Raw genomic sequence first — 18,964 nt, 5'->3', positions numbered from 1 at the left:
CCCCTCCCCCGCTCACCGCCCACAGCACCATCGACGCATGGCTGACCCACCCGAAGGGCGCGCCGCTCATCAAGGCGCTGCTGGAGCAGGCCGGGGTGCCCCAGGAGATGCTCGCCCCCGTCCGCACGCTCCCGCTCCAGCAATTGGTCGCCGTCAGCCAAGGGCAGTTGCCGCAGGCAGTCGTCGACGAACTGGTGCTCCAAGTCAACGACGGCGTCATGCCCACCGAGGAGAGCGCCGCAGGCGTGTGGACCGAGCGCGTCACGCCCGGACGGTTCGACGGCAAAACCGTCATCGTCACCGGCGCGGGCGCCGGCATCGGCCGGGCGACCGCGTCGCGCATCGCACGGGAGGGCGGCCGCGTGATCGCCGTGGACGTCTCGGCCGAACGCCTCGAAGCCTTCGCCGCGCCCTTCCCCGACGGCGCGATCGCCTCCGTCGTCGGCGACATCACACTGCAGAACGACATCGACCGGATCGTCACGGCAGCCGACGGCCGCATCCACGCCCTCGCGAACGTGGCCGGCGTGAACGACGACTTCTCGCCGGTCCACGAGACCTCCGACGAGATCTGGGATCGCGTCCTCGGCATCAACCTCACCGGCGGCTTCAAACTGTCCCGCGCGGTGCTGCCGAGCATGATCGCCGCAGGTGCCGGCTCGATCGTCAACGTCGCCTCGGAAGCTGCGCTGCGCGGCAACTCCTCGGGCACCGCCTACACCGTCTCCAAGCACGGGGTCATCGGCCTGACCAGGTCTGCCGCCTTCATGTACGGCCCGCAGGGCATCCGAGTCAACGCGGTCGCACCCGGCGGCGTGGCGACCGGCATCCCCATGCCCGCGCACGTGTCGCAGACGGGTTCTGCCCGGCTCGCCCCTTTCCAGCAGGCGATTCCGCGCCTGGCCACCGCCGAACAGCTGGCGGCCTCCATCACCTTCCTGCTCAGCGACGACGGCATCAACATCAACGGCGCCGTCCTCCCGTCCGACGGGGGCTGGTCGGTCCAGTAGCGCCCAACCCCGGTGGCAGCCCATCACCGAGCGGACCCAGAAACGCGCCTCGCACCGCACTCAGCCCCCACCGCTTCCTCCACGACCGCGCGTGCCGGCCTCCGCCAACTGCCGCGCCACCTGGCACTCATGAGACGAAGGAGTCCTCATGCCTCAGAACGACCGTGACATCAGCGTGGCCGGACCCCCGCCGACCGGACCGGCGAAGGGTGACGCTGAGGAGCCGACCGTGCCGACCGAGGCCGGCGGTGAGGAACCGGCCGAGAACTCCGCCCCGGAGATCGAGGCCCCGCCGCTGGAGAGGGTCAGCGGGGGTTACATGGCCTGGATCATGATCGCCAGCTTCGGGGCCTCCCTTGCCCTGATGGTTCCGCTCTCCTACTCGCTGGCGGTGCGGATCGACGACCTCGTCCCGGGACGCGAGGAACTGCTCGGATACGTCACCGGATCCGCCCAGTTCGTCTATCTGGTCCTCAGCCCTCTGATCGGCTTCTGGAGCGACCGGATGCGCTCCCGCCTGGGCCGCCGGACACCGTTCATGTTCGCCGGCACGGTCATCGGCATGGCCGGACTCCTAGGGGTCGCCGTCGCACCCACCGTCTTACTGGTGGGCCTGGCGTGGGTCGTCGGCATGATCGGCTGGTCCACGGTCGGGCAGGCGATCCAGAACGTCCAGGCCGACCGCGTGCCCGAGGAACAGCGCGGACGCGTCTCGGCGGTGACCAGCGTCATGACCCAGATCGCGCCGGTGATCGGCATCGGCATCGCGTACACGGTGGCCTCCAGCACGCTTCTGGTGTTCCTCGTCCCGGGCGTCATCGGAGCGGCCATGCTGTTACTGTTCCCGCTGCTCAAGCCGGAAGGCGACTCCCGCGCACTCGTCCACACCAGCGAGGTGAGCCTCAAGGGCTTGGTCGCCAGCTACGGGTTCAATCCGCGGGAGTACCCCGACTTCGGCTGGAACTGGCTCGGCCGCTTCGTCTTCTTCATGGGCCTGTACTTCAACACCACCTTCGGGACCTTCTTCTACGCCCAGCGGCTCGACATGCCCGTCAAGGAGGTCGCCGGCGTCGTGTCGGCGATCGGGATCCTCGGGGTGCTGGCGGCGACCGGTGGCGCCCTCGCGGGTGGCTTCCTCTCCGACAAGCTCGGCCGGCGCAAGCTCTTCACCCTGATCGGCTCCGCGATCTTCGTGGCCGGGGCCGTCGCCGAGGCGTTCGCCTACTCGCTGCCCCAGCTCATCATCGGCGCGGTGCTGATGCAGCTCGCCATCGCGGTGTTCAGCGCCGTCGACCAGGCGATCGTGTTCGCCGTCCTCCCGGACCGGGCCCAGGCCGGCCGCTATCTCGCGGTCGTCGCGTTCGCGCAGAAGATCCCCAGCGCCATCGCTCCGCTGATCGCCCCGCTCATCATCACCATCAGCGCCACGGGTTCCGACAAGAACTACACGTACCTCTATCTCAGCGGCGCCTTCCTCGCGCTGGCCGGCGGCCTGATCATCAAGTTCGGGGTCAAGTCGGTCCGGTAGCGGGGCACAGCCCGGCTCTCCGCGGCCCGCTCCGGCGGACTGGACGACAGCCTGCGCCGGCCGGCCCCGCCGCGAGACGCCCTCGCCGTACGCGTGCGAGGACAACCGCCCTGGGAAACGACAGCGTTCATCGAACTTCCGAGAATGCAGACCATGAAAGCAGAGCATGAACAACGCACCGTATGACCTGCGCATCGACAGCGGCGGCGACCAGTTCACCGTGTCGGGCCCCGCACCCCGCCTGTCGTGGAAGCCGCCGTCGGACGCGGAACGCCCGACGGGATACGCACTGGAATGCACCGTCGACGGCGAAGCGCAGCCCTCCGTGCAGGTCGCGTCGGGCCGGCACCGGTTCCTCCGCTGGCCCTGGGCGGCACTGCGCAGCGGCCGGCAGGTGGCCTGGCGGGTCCGGGCCGGCGACGCCGAAGGTCTGTCGCCGTGGTCGGAGTGGAGCGCCTTCGAGGTCGGCCTCCTCGACGAGGACTGGCAGGCGCGCTGGATATCGCCGGCCGAATCCGTCGACCCGGGCTACGGCAAGCGCCCGGCCCACACCCTGACGACGCGGTTCGAGGCACGGGCCGGAGTGCGTTCGGCGCGGCTGTACGCGACGGCGCTCGGCGTGTACGAGGCGTACGTGAACGGCGAGCGGGCAGGCACCGCCGAGTTGTCGCCCGGGTCCACCTCCTACGACCGCACGCTCTACGCCCAGGCATCGGACGTCACGGGCTCCGTCAAGGCGGGCGGCAACCTTGTCGAGATCGTCCTCTCCGACGGCTGGTACCGGGGCCAGGTCGGCGCGTTCCGCCTGCCGGCCGGCTGGGGGACGGTGCTCGGCGCACGTGCCGAACTGCACCTCGCGTACGAGGACGGTTCACGCCAGGTCGTGCGCAGCGACGGGACCTGGACGAGTACCCGCTCGGCCATCACCCGGGCCGACCTCATGGACGGGCAGACCACCGACTTCCGCGCCGGGCCGGGCGCCGAGCAGCCGGTCCTCGTCGATCAGGTCGAGGCCCCCGCGATCGACTGGTCGCCCGCGCCGCCCGTACGCGTCGTCGACTCCCGCCCGGCACATTCCGTCAAACAGCTCGATGACGGGCTCTGGATCGCCGACTTCGGCCAGAACGCCTCCGGCCGGCTCGCCCTCAGCGACCTCGGCCCGGCCGGCACCCGAACCGTCATCGACTACGGCGAACACATCGGCGCCGACGGCGACCTGACAACCGCGCACCTGGACTCCGTGCGCCCCGGCGAGGACCCGATCCCCTTCGTCCAACGCGACGAGGCCATCTCTGCGGGCGAAGGCGAGACGTTCGAGCCACGCCACACCGTGCACGGCTTCCGGTACGCGCGCATCCTCCGGGACGGCACCCCGCTCGACCCTGCGAGCATCACGATGCGCGTCGTCCACACCGACCTGCGCCGCACCGGCACCTTCGCGTGCAGCGACGACGACCTCAACCGCCTTCACGAGATCGCCGACTGGAGCTTCCGCGGCAACGCCGTCGACGTTCCCACGGACTGCCCGACCCGCGAACGCCTCGCCTGGACCGGCGACTACCAGGTCTTCGCACCGACTGCCACACGCCTGTACGACGTCCTCGGCTTCAGCCGAAAGTGGCTCCGCTCGGTCCGCGACGACCAGCTGCCCGACGGCCGGATCGCCAACTTCTCGCCCGACGGCCGCCGCATCAAGCATCACCTCGACGACCAGTTCGCCATGATGACCGGCTCGGCAGGCTGGGGTGACGCGGTCGTCGCCGTCCCCTGGGAGTTGTACCAGTCCTACGGCGACGAAGAGGTCCTCACCGAGAACTGGGAGGCGATGGTCGGCTGGGTCGAGTGGGCGCTGCGAACCGCCCGCACCACCCGCCATCAGTCCCGGATCGAGCGCTCGGCCGAGCCGCTCCCGCACGAGCAGTACCTCTGGGACGGCTCCTTCCACTGGGGCGAGTGGACCGAGCCGAAGGCGAAGGCGGCCGACGGCACCCGCATCGATCCGATCCGGAGCGACCCGGTCGCCTGGTTCATGGCGGACAAGGGTGAGGTCGGCACGGCGTTCCTGTACCGCTCGACATCGACCCTCGCCGACGTCGCACGGGTGCTGGGCCGCACGGAGGACGCAGCCCGCTACACCGAGACCGCCGAGCGCGTCCGCGACGCCTGGCGCACCGAGTTCCTCACCCCCGACGGACGCACCACCGGCGACACCCAGGCCGCCTATGTACGCGCGCTCTCCCTCGGGCTCGTCCCCGGCGAACTGCGCGCCCCCGCCGCCGCGCGCCTGGTCGAACTGATCCGTGCCGCCGGCACCCACCTCGGCACCGGCTTCCTCGCCACCGGCGACCTGCTTCCCGTCCTGGCCGGCACCGGCCATGCCGACATCGCCTACGAGCTGCTTTTCCGGCGCACCGCACCGTCCTGGCTGTACATGCTCGACCGCGGCGCGACGACCATCTGGGAGGACTGGGAGGGCATCGACGAGAACGGAGACGCGCACGACTCCCTGAACCACTACAGCAAGGGCGCCGTGATCCGCTTCCTGCACACCCACACGCTGGGGCTGCGACAGACACCGGGGTCGGTCGCCTGGGAGTCCATCGAGGTCGCACCCGTCCCCCACCCGTCGCTGACGTGGGCCCGGGGCACGCACGAGTCCCCGCAGGGCACCATCACCGTCGAGTGGCGGACGACCGGCGCCGACCTGACCATCACCGTCGACGTGCCGCCGGCAACCACCGCACGGGTCGTCTTCCCCGACGGCACCACCGAGACCGCCACGGCAGGCACCTTCCGCGCCACCCGCCCTGTCAAAAGGGCGTTGGAATCACCGCCGAACGATCGATGACGCGCAGGGAGAAGACGGTGCTCCAGGCAGGGGCGTGAGGGCAGGCCGGTTCGGCAGCTTTGAGAACTGGCTCTACCCGCTGGCTGCCATGTCCGCCTACACCCTCACCCGGCTACGGCAGCCCAGCCCGCGGGACTTGCTCAACATCGACCTCGACCACCTCAGCGACGAGCACGGCGTCGACCGCATTGCGCGCACGCCGGACTTCACCACCAAACTGCGCCAAGCCATCGTTTCCGGGCAGCCGGCGGCACGGGAAACCGCGGTGAACTTCTGCTCGACCTCCTGGTCCGCGCGGCCGAGCACACTGTTCCGGGAGGTCCTGCGCGCTCGATGGCGGGTTTTCGTACGTGGGCGGTGTGTTGTCCCGAGGGCTCAGTCACCGGCCCCAGCCAACCCCGCCCGATACGCCAGGATCACCGCCTGGACGCGGTCGCGCAGGTGCAGTTTGGTAAGGATCCGGGAGACGTACGTCTTCACGGTCTCGTGGCCAATGACCATCTCGGCGGCGATCTCCGCGTTCGACAGGCCCTCGCTGATGAGGAGAAGGACCTCGTGCTCGCGGGCGGTGAGGACCTTGAGGCGGTCGCGCTCGGGGGACGCCGTGGCGGCGGAGGGGCGCACACGTTCGGCGAAGCGGCCGATCAGGGTACGAGTGACGGCGGAGGCCAGGAGAGACTCGCCGCGCGCAACGGTGCGCACCGCGTTGATCAGTTCGGGCGGTGCGGCGTCCTTCAGCAGGAAGCCGCTGGCGCCGGCGCGCAGAGCCTCGTACACGTACTCGTCGACGTTGAAGGTCGTGACGACCAGGACCTTCGCGGGGCTGGGGGAATCAGGGCCCGCCAGGTGGCGGGTGGCCTCGATTCCGTCGAGCAGGGGCATGCGGATGTCCATGACGACGACGTCCGGCTTCAGTTCCTCCGCGCTCCGGATCGCCGCTCGGCCGTCCGCGGCCTCCCCCACGATCTCCATGTCGGGCTGGGCAGAGAGGATCGTGACGAAGCCGGCACGCACGAGGGCCTGGTCCTCGCAGACCAGCACCCTGATGACAGCGGGCGCGGCACTCACGCCCGCAGTGGGCGGAACACTCATGCGGCACCTCCCGTGGGGATGCGTGCGTGCACGCGGAACCCACCCTCCGCGCCGGGCCCTGCCGCGAACTCGCCGCCCAGCATCTCCACCCGGTCCCGCAGCCCGGTCAGGCCCTGGCCTCCCGAGACGTGCGGGCCGCCGCCCCGGAGCGCGCCGTCGGCCGTCCCAGCGGTGGTGACCTCGACGTCCGTCCAGTCGGGGGTGTGCGCGAGCCGTACCAGCGTCCGCCTGCCCGCGGCGTACTTCACGGCGTTCGTCAGGGATTCCTGCACGACGCGATACGCCGCGAGTTGGGCACCTATGGCCATGGCCGACTGCTCTCCGTCCTCGACCAGCTCGATCGGCTGGCCGCCCGCTCGTGTCTGCTCCACCAGATCAGGCACCCGGCCCGGCACCGGCGTCCGCTCCCGGGGCGCCGAATCGCCGGTCGCCTCCAGCACGCCGAGCAGGAACCGGAGTTCGGCCAGCGCGTGGCGGCCGGTGCCGTTGATGGCGTCGAGGGCCTCGCCCAGGCGGTCCGGCGATTCGGTGAGGTACTGCGCCGCGCCGGCCTGCACCACCATCGCGGTCACATGGTGGGTCACCACGTCGTGCAACTCCCGGGCCATGCGGCTGCGTTCCGCGGCGATGGCCGCCTGCGCGGACAGCCGCCGACGCTCGGCCTCGTGTGCCCGCCGCCCGCGGACCAGGACACCCAGGCCCCACATCGCCGCCAGGACCGTGTAGTAGAGCAGGTAGTCGATCAAGCCCGCGGGCGAGCCCAGCGCGTGCAGGGCGACGGCGAAGATCACGTACCCGCCCGTCGCCGCCAGCGGTACGACCCGCCGGAGGCGGTCTTGGTGGGCTCCCACGGAGTACAGCGCGAGGTACAGCCCCAGGCTGCCGAAGGTCGGCGGGCAGCCGAGGGACTGATGGACCGCGAAGGAGGTCCCCGCCACCGCGAGGCAGGCGGCCGGCCATCGGGTGCGTATCGCGAGCGGCAGAGTCTGCCCCAGGGTCAGCAGCACGCTCGCGGCGGAGGCGCCATGGGTGGGAAGGTCGCCGAACTGCGGCCCGATCCGCGACAGCGGAGCCGCGAACGACAGCAGCGTGAAGACGACTGCGAACTCGCGGTCCCTGGTGGCGGCAGGGCGTGATCCCCACCACTGCGACAGCAGGCGCAGCCGGCCGGTTGCGGCGGCCACCGGGTTCGCGCGTGCGGAGAGGCCGCTGTTCTGCGCCGGCGGTTCGGCCCCGGCCCGGGAAGGGTGCGGTGCGGGCCGGTCGGTCCCCGGCCGGCCCGGGTGCGGGGCGAGGTTCGCTGGTGCGGGGGATGCCGAGCCCGATGGTTCACGGGCTGCTTGATCTTCCATCATCATCCACGATCCGGTAGGTCCAGCGCTGAGCGGCAGAGGGACCGGACCCGCCGTGGTCCGCGGCCCGCCCGCCCGTTCGGTACGACCCGTCCGGCATACGCACCGCACGACACCGCAGGCCGGAATGCCGTGCACGGTGAATGTAGCGCCCGGCGGCAGGGGGTGGGGTCCCCCGGAGGAAGACAGCCGGATAGCTCGCTCGGGGGACAGACTCAAGCGGCAAGTGCCCACCCCGTGGTGACGATTCACAGTGCTCGCGGCCCGTAGCTTTTCGGCATCGCCAGCGGAGACCGCCCACTGAGAGTGGGCGCTTGAGGAGGAAACCATGTCGTCCAACTCCCCATCGGCCGAGAAGGCCGAGAAGGCCGAGAAGAGCGCCGGGCGCCCTGCGCGGTGGGCGGCGTCGACGTGGGTGCGTCTGCCGGTGCTGTTCGTACTGATGCTGGCCGTGGGTGGCATCGCCAGTGGCATCAACGGCGTCGCTGATGCCACCCCCCTGACCGCCCTGATCGCCGGGGTGGCCACGGCCGGTCTCGCTCTGGCCGCCTATGCATGGCTGGTGCGGTATCTCGAGGGCCGCAGGCCACAGGAGTTGGCGCGAGAGCAGGCGCGGCCGGAACTGCTCCGGGGAGCCCTCCTGGGCGTGGGCCTGTTCACCGTCACGATCGCTCTGGTCGCGATGACCGGCGGCTACCACGTCCGCGGCTGGGGCTCGATCGGTGGCGCGCTGACCACCCTGGGGTTGATGAGCTGCGTGGCCGTCACCGAGGAACTGGCCTTCCGCGGTGTGTTGTTCCGGGTACTGGAGGAGAAGACCGGGACATGGGGGGCGCTGGCTGTCTCCGGGCTCGCCTTCGGTGGCCTGCACCTGGTCAACGAGGACGCAACGGTCTGGGGAGCGCTGGCCATCGCCGTCGAGGCCGGGCTGATGTTCGGCGCGGTCTACGCCGCCACCCGCTCGCTGTGGCTGCCGATCGGCCTGCACCTGGGCTGGAACATGGCCGAGCAGGGCATCTTCGGCACCACCGTCTCCGGCTCCGGGACCGGCTCCGGCGGCCTGCTGCACGCCGCCGTGAGCGGTCCCCAGGCACTGACCGGCGGCGACTTCGGCCCCGAGGCCAGCATCTTCGCCGTCCTGGTGTGCGCCGTGCCCACCGTGCTGTTCCTGCGGGCCGCCAAGCGCCGCAACCGGATTCACACCCGGGCCGACATGGCACAGGCACGCCGGGCCTGACACGGGCCGTGACACCGACGCGTGGGGACGGACACGCAAAGAGCCGTCCCGGAGTGGAAACGGGGCTCTGGCCTGCACGCCCGAGGGGATGTGCCTGACGCTGCCCGTCGAGCGGACGGTGCGGGTGACGGAGTCGCCAGTGGCCCTCGGCCCCGCCGAAGAGAAGACCTTCCACCAGGGCGGCGACGCCGGGTACATCACCTGTCCGACGTACCAGCGCACGGCCTGACCGTCTCACCGCAGGTACCGCAAGCGCGAGCTCCACGCGACAATCGCGACGCTACGCGGTCTCCGTACGAACCATGCTGGACCAGGCCGACGAGGCAGACTCGCGGTCCTCTGTGCGACATCCCGTGAGTTCCCGTGGTCCTTGCTGGGGTTCTAAGACGTCATTTCAGTTGGTGAATCGGCGGTGGTTGATGAGGCTGGTGGCGAGGGAGATGGAGGCGAGGATTCGCTGCCGCAGGCGCTCGTCGCTATCATCCGCACCGGCCATGCCCCGGGATAGACTGCTCCGCTTCATCCTGACTGGAGGTCAGCTGAGTGTTCCCCGCACGGGTACTTGCCGGTGCTCCGTTGGCTCTGGTGATTCTCGCCCTATCCGGCTGCTCTTCCCACTGGGGCTGCACCGATACGACGGCGGAGCGTAGTGAGGCCGGTGTCAGGGTGCAGGTCGAGGACCCGTCTGGGCGGCCTCTCGGCGTCACCGCCGAGGTCGTCGACTGGCACCTTGAGCCCCACCCGCAGATGCCCTCCGAGGGTGACCAGGTCCACTTCCACTACCGCTTCGACGGCGCCTACGAGATATCCGACCCTGCAGTGGACGCCTGCGTGGTCGATAAGGAGCGCGTGGCGTTGGGGTGTCAGACGGTCTCTTCGTCCGAGGCGGGCGACGACTGGTTCGCCGTCGAGCACCCTGAGCAGGTCGCCGGAGTGCTGTTGATCCCCAATGACCAGTCGTACGACAGACCAACCTGTGAGCAGGACAGCAAGGACGGTGGGGGGCCGCAGCCTCCGGATCCAGCCAGCATGGGGGACCAGCTATAAGCCGTCATTGAGCTGGTGAGTCTGCGGTGGCATATGAGGGTCGCGGCGATGGCAGTGAAGGCGAGGAAGTGTTCCGGCTTTCGCTCGTAGCGGCGGTGGGGCGCCGACAGCCGGACAGCCAGGACGTTGGGTCGGCCGCGCGGCGAGGTGCCTGCCGTGACAGGTCCTGTTCCACGCGGCCTCCCGCCGAACCGGACATGACGGTTTCCCTGTCATCCGGCTCTCCAGTGACTACTGCGTGAGCGGTCTGGCCGGCCTTTCCGAATGGATGCGGTCGTGGCAGGTGTCGCAGGCCACGACCGTTTTGCGGCGCCGGTGAAGCATGACGCGCGCCCAATCGGAAGGCTGCCATCCGGCATGTGCGAGGTCGGCGAGAGCGCGGACGTGGTGCACTTGCACGTTGCCCTTGCTTCCGCAGATCTCGCAGGTATCCGCCAGAAGTCTCGCGATGAGTTCCTTCTGCGGATAGTCCACCCGGACCGGCTCACGATCGACGAGTTCCGTCGCTCGCTGCCGTTGGAGGGGAATTCCGCCGAACCGTGCCACCAGTGGCTTCCTGTTCTTCCGCTCGATTCGGGCCTCGAAGCAGACTCGGGGCCCATTGGGGGTATCGATTCTGACCTTGTGCTTGGCGGCCATCTTCGATACTGATGAACGGTGCTTGGCAGCAAGGGTCTTGAGCATGGATGTCTCCATGACCCATTGCAGCCGGTGCAGCCGGAAGACATCTCCGGCGAGCAGGTAGTACTGGATAATGCCCCGGTAAACGGTCCCGAACGTCGCCACGATCGCATGATCGCTGCTGTTGATCAGGGCCGTCCTCTTCGCGGGGTTTCCGCGGGCGAGATAAGGGGCGCACTTGGCTTTGATCACGTCCCGTGGGACACGGAGAGCGATCTGGCCGTTGGCTCGGCGGTAACGGCCTGTCTTCTTCGTGTCGTTGTGCTGGGTCGTGATCTCGTAACCGAGGAACCTCGCTGCCCCGGTTCGGGCATGAGTGATCAGCGTCTTTTCCTGGGAGAGCTCCAGGGTGAGTTTGTCACGTAGGAACTGTGCCAGACGCTGTTTGATCTGCTCGGCTTCAGCTTTTGGTCCGGTGAAACCAAGGAGGTGATCGTCCGCATAGCGTATGTAGCGCAGCCTGCGGTAGGCCGGATCGTTGGGATCCGCGCTTGGCAGACTGACCATCCACTGACGCAACGCACGGGCCAAAACTCGATCGCCGCGTCGGCGGGCTTTCGCCAGCAAATTCTGCAACTCCAGATAGGCCGGGTTTCGGGCCCGGCGTTTCCCTCGGGTGTACTCCGGAATCAGAACTGTTTCGACAAACTCGTCCAGCTTGTGCAGATAGATGTTGGACAGAACCGGGGATGCCACTCCGCCTTGTGGCGCTCCGGAGAGCGTGGCACCCCACTTCCACTCCTCCAGGTATCCGGCTGTCAGCATGTTGCGCACCAGCCGTAGAAACCGCTGGTCATGGATCTTCTCGCCGAGGATCGACAGCAGGACCTGATGGTCCAGGCTGCCGAAGCAGTCGGAGATGTCCCCTTCGATGAACCAGGATGTTCCGGTCCAGGTGTGGTCAACCTCCCGCAATGCGGTGTGACAGCCCCGACGGGGACGGAATCCATGCGAGTGGTCGGAGAAGGTCGGCTCGTAATATGCCTCTAATAACAGGCGGATCACTTCACCGACGAGTTTGTCCGACCAGGTCGGCAGCCCCAGCGGGCGCATCTTCCCGTTCTTCTTCGGGATATGGATGCGTCGGACCGGTTTGAAGCGGTAACGCTCGTGACGCATCGCCTCGGTGATCCGGTCGATCTTCCGCTGTGACATGCCGTCCACGGTTTCCGACGTGACCCCCGGCGTCATCGCGCCATGGTTGGCGTAGATGCGGCCATAGGCCAGCAGATACAACTGCGGGTTGAACAGTTGCCGATACAGTTCCTCGCACGGCAGGCCACGCCTGCCGCGTTCACGTAGGACACCCAGCACCGTTTTGGCGCTCTGCATTTCGCATACCTCCCGGGTTCGAGTGTCCGAATCACCTGGCCCCCTTCGCCCGATGCGGACGGCTTTCCCGTCCTCCCTGGCCGGTCGTGACTCCGGCGACTACTACGGGGCCTCCGTCACCATAGGACTCGCGTCCCGTAGGCGATCCCACGTTCGTCTCTGTCTGTACGTTCTAGCGCGACTTAGGCGTCCCACTCATCTCCTTGGATGTCCTCGTTGGACATCGCTCCGCACTCCGGAGGTGCACCGGGCAACAATGAAACCCAGTGCAGAGTGCGGCGCCGGTTTCAGTCGTCTTTCCGGCGGATGGGAACTTGCATCTTCTGGAGATTGGGCTTCAAACAATCCAGTCTTCGCCATATCGCACGGGCCGCCCAGCACACCGTCTCTGACAACTGAGCCCGGTCACTGGTTTTCTGACATGCTGTTGTCCCCTTCACCTTTCGGATCCAGGTGAGTCATTCGGCCCAGGAACCTCCTTCCGAGTTCCTCCCGGTTGAACCGGGGATACAAACAGAGCGCCTCGTGGCGCACACGGTTCGTTCCACGACCCGGCGGTGATTGCCCAGGCGTTGGGGCGATTCGATGCCTTTGCGGGCGATGCGGTGCCGATGCCGCGGGAGGCCGGCCATCGCCGCAGGTGCCGGTAGTCGTATCCCTTGACTCCGTGCAGCTTGTCGGGCCGTCGGTGCTTTGGGCCGCGGCGTGAGCGGATGGGCGGGATGCCGCGGACCAGCGGGATGAGGGCCTGGCTGTCGTGGAGGTTCGCGGCGGAGATGCCGATCGACAGGGGCAGACCGCTGCGGTCGACGATGAGGTGGATTTTCGATCCCCTCTTGCCGCGGTCGGTCGGATTCGGTCCCGTCAGGTGCCCCCTTTGAGGGCGGTGGAGCTTGGCCCACACTCGGGCCTCGGTCCATTCGGTGAACCGGCGGAAGGCGGTGACGCCGGACAGGCCGAATCCGGGTGGCAGTTGGTTCCAGATGCAGCCCGAGGTGGCCACGAAGATGATCGCGGCCAGTGCTTCGCGGTCTCCTCGCCGACGGTGTCCTCCGCCCTGCGGACGTTCCGGCGCCGGCGGGACCACCCGCTGGAGCAACTCCCACAGGTCTTGCGGCGCCAACCGTTCGACAAGCGCAGCAGTCATCACCCCAGACTGCCGCAAGATCACACCAACTGAAATGACGTCCAAGCCCCTGGCCTGGGCTTAGCTCTCGTTCGCGTGCGCCGCGCAAGGACCAGCGGGCCAAGGGCGACTGCTACCTGCGGGGGCTGATGCTGGACGGTCGCCGCAAGTCCATCCAGGCGATGGCGGAGCGGCTGCCGGACGGCAATGAGCACAACCTGCAGTAGTTCGTGAACCAGTCGCCATGGGATCCGGTGCCGGTGCAGCGGCGGATCGCGCAGCGGATGGTCCCGCTGATCGGCCCGGATGCCTGGGCGGTCGACGACGTGTCGTTCCCCAAGGACGGCCGGATGTCGGTCGCCGTCGCGCACCAGTACTGCGGCGCGTTGGGCAAGCAGGCCAACTGCCAGATCGCGGTCAGCGTGCACGCGGTCACCGACGCCGCGTCCATCCCGCCGCACTGGCGGCTGTTCCTGCCCCCGGAGTGTGCCGGCGATGCCGGGCGCCGACGCCGGACCGGGGTGCCCGATGAGGTCGGGCACCGGAAGAAGTGGCGCCTGGCCCTGGACGCCTTGGACGAACTGGCCGGGTGGAATCTGGTGCCGCCGGTGGTGGTGGCCGACGCCGGCTACGGGCAGAACGCCGATTCCCGCCACGCGCTGGCCGGCCGGGACATCCCGTACGTGGCTGGCATCCGTGGCGACCTGACTGTGCAGCCGCACGACGCGTTCCCCGCCACCCCGCTGGAACGGCCGACACCACCACGCCACCCTGGTCACCGCCGCCCACGCGTTCCTTACCGAGCAACGACTTGAGGCGCTTGAGTCTCCAGCGGCTGGAGGGTTCAGGATCTCTCCCATGGACGACGAATACCCCGACGTGCTCACCATCGGCCAGCTCGCGCACCGCACCGGACTTCCGGTGCGTACCCTGCGCTTCTGGTCGGACGAGGGGGCGGTGCCGCCCGTGGCCCGCTCCGCGAGCGGCTACCGGTTGTACGACGCCGAGTCCGTGGCCCGCGTCGAGCTGGTCCGCACCCTGCGGGAGCTGGGCCTCGGGCTCGACGACGTGTGCCGCGTCCTGAGCGGCCGCACCACGGTCGCCGAGGTCGCCGACGCGCATGTGGCCGCGCTCGACGCGCAGATCCGCTCACTCAAGGTGAGCCGGGCCGTCCTGTCCACCGTGGCGAAACGGGGTTCGACCGCTGAGGAGACAGCACTGATGAACCGGTTGGCGCGGCTTTCCGCCGCCGAACGCAAGCAGATCATCGACGAGTTCAAGGAGGAAGTGTTCGGCGGTCTCTACGTCGACCCGCGCCTGCGCGACCGCATGCGCACTTACAGCATCGAATTGCCCGACGATCCCACACCTGAGCAGGTCGACGCCTGGATCGAACTGGCCGAACTGGTGCGGGATCCCGGGTTTCGCGCCCGGTTGCGCACATGGATGGAGCTCAACACGCCCGTACCGGGGCAGGGCCGTCCCCCCGGGGCATCCATCTGGTGGGCCAGGCAGGTCGTGCAGACCGTCGCAGAGGCCCGAAAACGCAAGGTCGCTCCCGAGGGGCCGGCAGCGGCCGAGGTGCTGTCCGAGCTGTTCGGTGACGCCGATCGGGCCGCCGTGCTGCGCAGCCTGGAGGCCGGGATCGAGGCAGGGGCGGAGCGCTACCGCAGACTCGTCGCCCGTGTGCGCGGGCAGGACTCGTCGCCCGACGCGAGCGAGGAGCTGGAGTGGCTGGCGCGGGCCCTGCGCGCCGCGGATCAGGCCGGACCGGCCATATTGTGATCGCTCAGCATCCTTGTGTTTCACCCGAACCCACGGACAGATGCATCGACCTGACGCACACCGGTGGACCCGTGGGTTCGCGCTGAAGGACCCTCGGTTTCCCCGAACCCACGGGGATCTCACCGTGGCGTAGGAGTGGCCGCGTTTGGTGGCGAATCGTCGACACCGAGTACGCGCAGGATGCCGTGGACCGGGTCGGGCATCGCCCGGATCCGGTTCAACAACTCCATCCTCCCTGCCGACAGGCCCATCGCGTTGGCCATCCGCGCCCCGGCACGGCCGGCCAACACGAGCGCGATCCGGTCCAGTGACGCGCCCAGCCGATCGCTGACGCGGGCGTATGGGCTAGTCAGCCTTGGTATCTGCTCGGCGAATGAGCGCTGAGCTTGACTCTGTCGGGGATCTTGGAGTTTCGCGGTGCGGCAGCCTGGTCAGCGGGCATGCTCGGGTGGTTCCGATGGCCGATGCAGCTGTCGAGGTGCCCGTTTGTCCTTCCACCCACGGTTCCGATGAGCAGGTCCCGCCTCTGACTGCGCAGGTCGCGCGGGCGAGCAACCCGGGCGGCACGACGGCGATATGGGTGAGAGACCGCCTCGACGGATTGTGGCACGACGAGGACTTCGCCGACTGGTATCCACGTGACGGGCGTCCGGGCCTCTCGCCGGCTCAACTGGCTACCGTCTGTGTGCTGCAGTTCCTGCTCGGTCTGTCGGACCGGCAGGCTGCCGAGGCGGTCCGCGCCACACTGGAAGAAGTCGCCGGCACCTCCCCTCACCTGCTGGACGAGCTGGTCGATGAGGACTGGGAGCGCCGCTACGCGCGGGGGCCGGCGGCATGGGTGTGGCTCCTCCCGTGCCGCGCGGCGCCGTCGTGGTGTCAGGCGGCGTGCTTCACGTGGCGGACCAGCCACATCAGCAGGGCGTCCAGGTCGGCGGCGGCCGAGAGGACCCGGTCGACCGCCTCGGGGGTGTGCAGCCACTCCTCGCAGCCGAGGAGGCGGGCGGCGATCAGCGAACGGTGGCGCAGCAGGTTCGTACGGGAGTGGTCCGTCGGATAGCCGCGCGGGGGGCGTTTCATCACGTCCCCGGAGATGTCGTAGCCCTTCTTCCGTACGTCCTCGACGATGGCGGACAGTTCGCGGCCACTCCCCTCGGAGGCCACGGCTTTGCGGAACATGTCCACCTGGCCGGGATCGGGGTACCACCAGGCGCCCTGGACCCGCAGGCCGTCCAGGGCGAACCGGAGATTGATCTCGATCTTGCGGCCGAGTCGGATCACCGCGCCCTGGTGCTGCCACCACCAGGAGTCGGTGCGGTAGTGCCAGACGGAGAAGTCCTCGTACCGCGGGTCGGTGTCCGCGACCTCGTTGAGCAGGGCGATCATCGGCTGTCGGACCAGGCGTTCGCGGTCCGCGCGATAGCGCTCGCGGGTCGCGTGGGTCGGTTCGCCCTGGAGCTGCCACAACACGTCCATGGCCTGCTCCGGCCAGCCGGTGAACTGTCCGCGCATGCGCGGCAGGGTAGCTCACCCACGATCCGCGCACGCGGATAGTGAGGCGGGCAGGGTGGTCAAGGCGGGTCCCCCGATTGGGAATCGGCTGGTGGCGAGGACTTCGAGCGTGGCGAGGACTTCGAGCGTGGTGAGGAAGACCGCGAAGTCCGCCGGGAGGCCCCGTCCGAAGGGCCCGCCAATCCGCCTCGGGCAGATCAGGACCGGTCGAATCGTCAACAGCCTGCGGGACTGCACGAGTTGGGCGGTGATCCGGCATACGAGCGGTTCCCGGCTTCGGAGGAGCTGTTCCTCATGCTGGAGCACGCGCAGACGTGGGCCGGGAAGCTGAAGCAGCCGAAGGAGGCGAGCAGGCCGACGCCGGACAGCTGAAGGCGATCGAGGACGGCCGGGCCGCCGGCGTCCCCTGGGACCACTTCACTGAGGCGCCGTGCGTGACTTCCAAGCAGGGCGCGTACCAGAAGGCGCGGCGGCTGAAGGCCGAGCAGCTCCGCGACCCCGGCGAGCGCCGTACCCCCGAGGTTGCCCACGAACACGAGGACCGCAAGCCGCCGAACAGCGGGCCGAGCGGGCCCTCATGCTCGTGCAGGAGCGCCGTTTCCCCGTCGCCCGGCAGATCGGCCGACTGCTCCTGGAGCACCGCGACGGCATCGTCCTGGACAGCTGGGCGACGTACTGGCTCGGCGAGATCGCCGAGACCATCGACGACTGCGACGACCCGGCCGAGCGCGCACGGTTCACCGGGTGGCCGGAGAGCTTCGTCCGAGCTGTCCACGGCCACGCTCGGCAGCGCAATCAGCCCTTCGCCACAACCGAGAGGCCCGCCACGCCCTGGCCCTGGCCCTGGCCACCGAGTTCACCTTCCAGGAACGGCCCAAGATCCCCGAGCAGATCCCGCGTTCCCAGTCCGGGAACCCAGCGCGGCGCGAGCGCCGACGAACACGCGGCGGCCGTCCGGACCGCTGCCCCACCCAGGACATTCCGTCGCCCCACGAGCCGCATTTCGTCGGTTCCCCACGTCAGTCAACGGGGTCTTCGGTCCATATGAGCGTTCCGGGGAAATCCCGGTGTCTGTCAGTCACCTCCCACTCCTCGTCGCCCGGCAGGATCGCGATCCAAGGAGGAGGTGAGGCCAGCAGATTCCCAACGAAACCGAGTGCGCTGGTGAGGGAGTTCCACAGTGGATCACGGTTCCAGAGGAAGCACTGCTCTATATCCCACCAGCCGAGCCTGCCCGTCCTGGTATCGACCAGGAGCTGAGTAACACTCAATGCTGCAAAGGGGACAAGGAAGAGCTTGTCTTCCTCCCTCAGGTTCGCGTCATCAGGTGCCGCGTACTTCAACCAGGTCGCACGTTTCTGGAGGATGTCCTCGACGCCCAGGAGCGTGTACCCGGGCGGGAGGATCTCTGTGAGGCCAGACCCGTCATGTCGTAGCAACGAGCGTTCGACATCCTCAGGCAACCGCGCCCCGAGGCACTCATGCAGGCGCTCCAGGTCTGCGTGTGAGCAAGGGCCCGGCAATGTGGGCTCTTCCGGGGCGTACTGGGCTATCCAGCGTTCGATCTTTTCCCAGGATTCTTCGACAGTCACGTGTCCTGCCTCTCCCCGGCTGAAGGGTTGAAGAACCCATTCCTTCCCCTCGCCATCGAAGACATCCACCGGGGTGCAAAGTCTGGACCGCACGGTCGTCGCGCAGGAGTTCACCCACCTGCTGCCCTGGGAGATCCCCGCACTGCCGTCGGAGCCGACCATGGTGCTGATCCCGTTCCCGGTGATGGCCGGGATCACCAAGGGTAGGAAGTTCCGCACCACCTGGATCTGACGCGCGAGCAGTTCCAGGATGGCCAGACTGTCACCGCAGCCCGTGTCGTCGAACTCGGCATCGCTCGCACAAAGAGGCCCAGGTCAGCCAGGCAACCATGAACCGCGCGCATGCGGTCCTGGCCAAGTGGGACGCGCATCTCGCGGCCCACGGCAGGGTCACCCCCGGTGAGGCCAAGCGCTTCCCCGCGGACCCCGACAACGCCGCTGAACCCCAGGCACGATGCCGAGCTCCTTGCGAGTCCGATGCGTGAAACGCGGCGCTGTTCGAACAGACGGCTGAGCACGGATATCCGTACGCGGTGGTGCACGGCGATTGTGCATGACCCAGATACATCAGAATCCCACCACGGGATGATCTTGGAGCCCGGGCAGCTCGTTACGCCTCGCCACCTGGCGTGAGGATGCGGGCCGGACGGGGCGGGGAGTTGTCGATACTGGGCTCGTTTCGCGCCAGGTGGCAGATGCCCAGGGAACCGCGGGTTGCTGATTTCCCTGTTGCTCTCCCTTGCTGGGGATGTCAGGTGTCAGCCTTCAGTCGTTGCCCTCGCGTTCGCCCTGAGGGGCGGGGGGCGGGGCCGTGGTCCCTCGGGG

The 18,964-nt window shown here is 68.6% G+C and carries 14 protein-coding genes and 4 pseudogenes; 11 read left to right on the top strand and 7 right to left on the bottom strand.

Annotated features, from left to right (window positions below; all coding sequences use genetic code 11):
• The 3 genes from G5C60_RS39655 to G5C60_RS39645 form a co-directional block, all read left to right on the top strand.
• Positions 1-1,010, top strand: a 1,010-nt coding sequence (locus tag G5C60_RS39655) for an SDR family NAD(P)-dependent oxidoreductase (RefSeq protein WP_338146063.1), incomplete at its 5' end; no start/stop codon positions are given.
• A gap of 148 nt (positions 1,011-1,158) precedes the next feature.
• Complete coding sequence (locus G5C60_RS39650) at positions 1,159-2,538, top strand: MFS transporter (RefSeq protein ID WP_165267079.1); 1,380 nt, start codon at positions 1,159-1,161, stop codon at positions 2,536-2,538.
• A gap of 166 nt (positions 2,539-2,704) precedes the next feature.
• Positions 2,705-5,386 (top strand): family 78 glycoside hydrolase catalytic domain, encoded by a 2,682-nt coding sequence (locus G5C60_RS39645; RefSeq protein ID WP_165267077.1) that lies wholly within the window; start codon positions 2,705-2,707, stop codon positions 5,384-5,386.
• A 375-nt stretch (positions 5,387-5,761) separates the two neighbouring features.
• On the opposite strand, the gene G5C60_RS39635 is transcribed toward G5C60_RS39645, so the two are convergent.
• Together G5C60_RS39635 and G5C60_RS53820 are read right to left on the bottom strand one after the other, a co-directional pair.
• The gene (locus G5C60_RS39635) at positions 5,762-6,478 is read right to left on the bottom strand and encodes a response regulator transcription factor (RefSeq protein ID WP_165267075.1); all 717 of its coding nucleotides are present in this window, start codon (positions 6,476-6,478) and stop codon (positions 5,762-5,764) included.
• Positions 6,475-7,662 carry a histidine kinase gene (locus G5C60_RS53820; protein ID WP_206440545.1) on the bottom strand — a complete coding sequence of 396 codons (1,188 nt, stop codon included), beginning with the start codon at positions 7,660-7,662 and terminating at the stop codon, positions 6,475-6,477. The genes G5C60_RS39635 and G5C60_RS53820 overlap by 4 nt, the downstream gene beginning before the upstream one ends.
• Positions 7,663-8,158: 496 nt before the next feature.
• Here G5C60_RS53820 and G5C60_RS39625 point away from each other — a divergent pair, with 496 nt between their 5' ends.
• The 3 genes from G5C60_RS39625 (at position 8,159) to G5C60_RS39615 (ending at position 10,114) form a co-directional block, all read left to right on the top strand.
• Positions 8,159-9,067 carry a CPBP family intramembrane glutamic endopeptidase gene (locus tag G5C60_RS39625; RefSeq protein ID WP_206440544.1) on the top strand — a complete coding sequence of 303 codons (909 nt, stop codon included), beginning with the start codon at positions 8,159-8,161 and terminating at the stop codon, positions 9,065-9,067.
• Between the two features lie 88 nt (positions 9,068-9,155).
• Complete coding sequence (locus tag G5C60_RS39620; RefSeq protein WP_165267073.1) at positions 9,156-9,296, top strand: hypothetical protein; 141 nt, start codon at positions 9,156-9,158, stop codon at positions 9,294-9,296.
• 314 nt (positions 9,297-9,610) lie between these two features.
• A complete protein-coding gene (locus tag G5C60_RS39615; RefSeq protein ID WP_338146062.1) occupies positions 9,611-10,114 on the top strand; it encodes a hypothetical protein in 504 nt (167 codons plus the stop codon).
• An 11-nt stretch (positions 10,115-10,125) separates the two neighbouring features.
• On the opposite strand, the pseudogene G5C60_RS39610 reads toward G5C60_RS39615, so the two are convergent.
• The 3 genes and pseudogenes from G5C60_RS39610 to G5C60_RS39600 form a co-directional block, all read right to left on the bottom strand.
• Positions 10,126-10,238 (bottom strand): annotated as a pseudogene (locus G5C60_RS39610) (IS5/IS1182 family transposase); the annotation flags it as partial.
• A 107-nt stretch (positions 10,239-10,345) separates the two neighbouring features.
• The gene (locus G5C60_RS39605) at positions 10,346-12,127 is read right to left on the bottom strand and encodes a reverse transcriptase/maturase family protein (protein ID WP_206440542.1); all 1,782 of its coding nucleotides are present in this window, start codon (positions 12,125-12,127) and stop codon (positions 10,346-10,348) included.
• A gap of 533 nt (positions 12,128-12,660) precedes the next feature.
• Positions 12,661-13,274, bottom strand: a pseudogene (locus G5C60_RS39600) (transposase); the annotation flags it as partial.
• A gap of 80 nt (positions 13,275-13,354) precedes the next feature.
• Between G5C60_RS39600 and G5C60_RS39595 the strand changes: the two are divergent.
• The 3 genes and pseudogenes from G5C60_RS39595 to G5C60_RS53815 all read left to right on the top strand — a co-directional run.
• A pseudogene (locus tag G5C60_RS39595) lies at positions 13,355-14,056 on the top strand (IS701 family transposase); the annotation flags it as partial.
• 55 nt (positions 14,057-14,111) lie between these two features.
• Positions 14,112-15,038, top strand: coding sequence for a helix-turn-helix domain-containing protein (locus tag G5C60_RS39590; protein WP_165267069.1), 927 nt, complete (start codon positions 14,112-14,114; stop codon positions 15,036-15,038).
• Positions 15,039-15,411: 373 nt separating this feature from the next.
• Positions 15,412-15,723: pseudogene (locus G5C60_RS53815) on the top strand (hypothetical protein); the annotation flags it as partial.
• A gap of 191 nt (positions 15,724-15,914) precedes the next feature.
• Here G5C60_RS53815 and G5C60_RS39580 read toward each other — a convergent pair.
• Positions 15,915-16,547 (bottom strand): DUF2461 family protein, encoded by a 633-nt coding sequence (locus G5C60_RS39580; protein WP_241267405.1) that lies wholly within the window; start codon positions 16,545-16,547, stop codon positions 15,915-15,917.
• A gap of 240 nt (positions 16,548-16,787) precedes the next feature.
• Here G5C60_RS39580 and G5C60_RS53380 point away from each other — a divergent pair, with 240 nt between their 5' ends.
• Positions 16,788-16,919 (top strand): hypothetical protein, encoded by a 132-nt coding sequence (locus tag G5C60_RS53380; RefSeq protein ID WP_277611447.1) that lies wholly within the window; start codon positions 16,788-16,790, stop codon positions 16,917-16,919.
• A 647-nt stretch (positions 16,920-17,566) separates the two neighbouring features.
• On the opposite strand, the gene G5C60_RS39575 is transcribed toward G5C60_RS53380, so the two are convergent.
• A complete protein-coding gene (locus tag G5C60_RS39575) occupies positions 17,567-18,208 on the bottom strand; it encodes an SMI1/KNR4 family protein (RefSeq protein WP_165267067.1) in 642 nt (213 codons plus the stop codon).
• A gap of 4 nt (positions 18,209-18,212) precedes the next feature.
• Between G5C60_RS39575 and G5C60_RS39570 the strand changes: the two genes are divergently transcribed.
• The gene (locus tag G5C60_RS39570) at positions 18,213-18,371 is read left to right on the top strand and encodes a hypothetical protein (protein ID WP_165267065.1); all 159 of its coding nucleotides are present in this window, start codon (positions 18,213-18,215) and stop codon (positions 18,369-18,371) included.
• Positions 18,372-18,964: the final 593 nt, after the last annotated feature.

The sequence above is a fragment of the Streptomyces scabichelini genome, assembly GCF_011045015.1.
Classification (GTDB): domain Bacteria; phylum Actinomycetota; class Actinomycetes; order Streptomycetales; family Streptomycetaceae; genus Streptomyces; species Streptomyces scabichelini.
This window is presented reverse-complemented; position numbering and strand designations above follow the sequence as displayed.

Excerpts from the sequence above, each read along its gene's own strand:
- G5C60_RS39650 (WP_165267079.1), top strand. The coding sequence starts at position 1,159 with ATGCCTCAGAACGACCGTGACATCAGCGTGGCCGGACCCCCGCCGACC.
- G5C60_RS39645 (WP_165267077.1), top strand. The coding sequence starts at position 2,705 with ATGAACAACGCACCGTATGACCTGCGCATCGACAGCGGCGGCGACCAG.
- G5C60_RS39635 (WP_165267075.1), bottom strand. The coding sequence starts at position 6,478 with ATGAGTGTTCCGCCCACTGCGGGCGTGAGTGCCGCGCCCGCTGTCATC.
- G5C60_RS39625 (WP_206440544.1), top strand. The coding sequence starts at position 8,159 with ATGTCGTCCAACTCCCCATCGGCCGAGAAGGCCGAGAAGGCCGAGAAG.
- G5C60_RS39620 (WP_165267073.1), top strand. The coding sequence starts at position 9,156 with ATGTGCCTGACGCTGCCCGTCGAGCGGACGGTGCGGGTGACGGAGTCG.
- G5C60_RS39605 (WP_206440542.1), bottom strand. The coding sequence starts at position 12,127 with ATGCAGAGCGCCAAAACGGTGCTGGGTGTCCTACGTGAACGCGGCAGG.
- G5C60_RS39590 (WP_165267069.1), top strand. The coding sequence starts at position 14,112 with ATGGACGACGAATACCCCGACGTGCTCACCATCGGCCAGCTCGCGCAC.
- G5C60_RS39580 (WP_241267405.1), bottom strand. The coding sequence starts at position 16,547 with ATGCGCGGACAGTTCACCGGCTGGCCGGAGCAGGCCATGGACGTGTTG.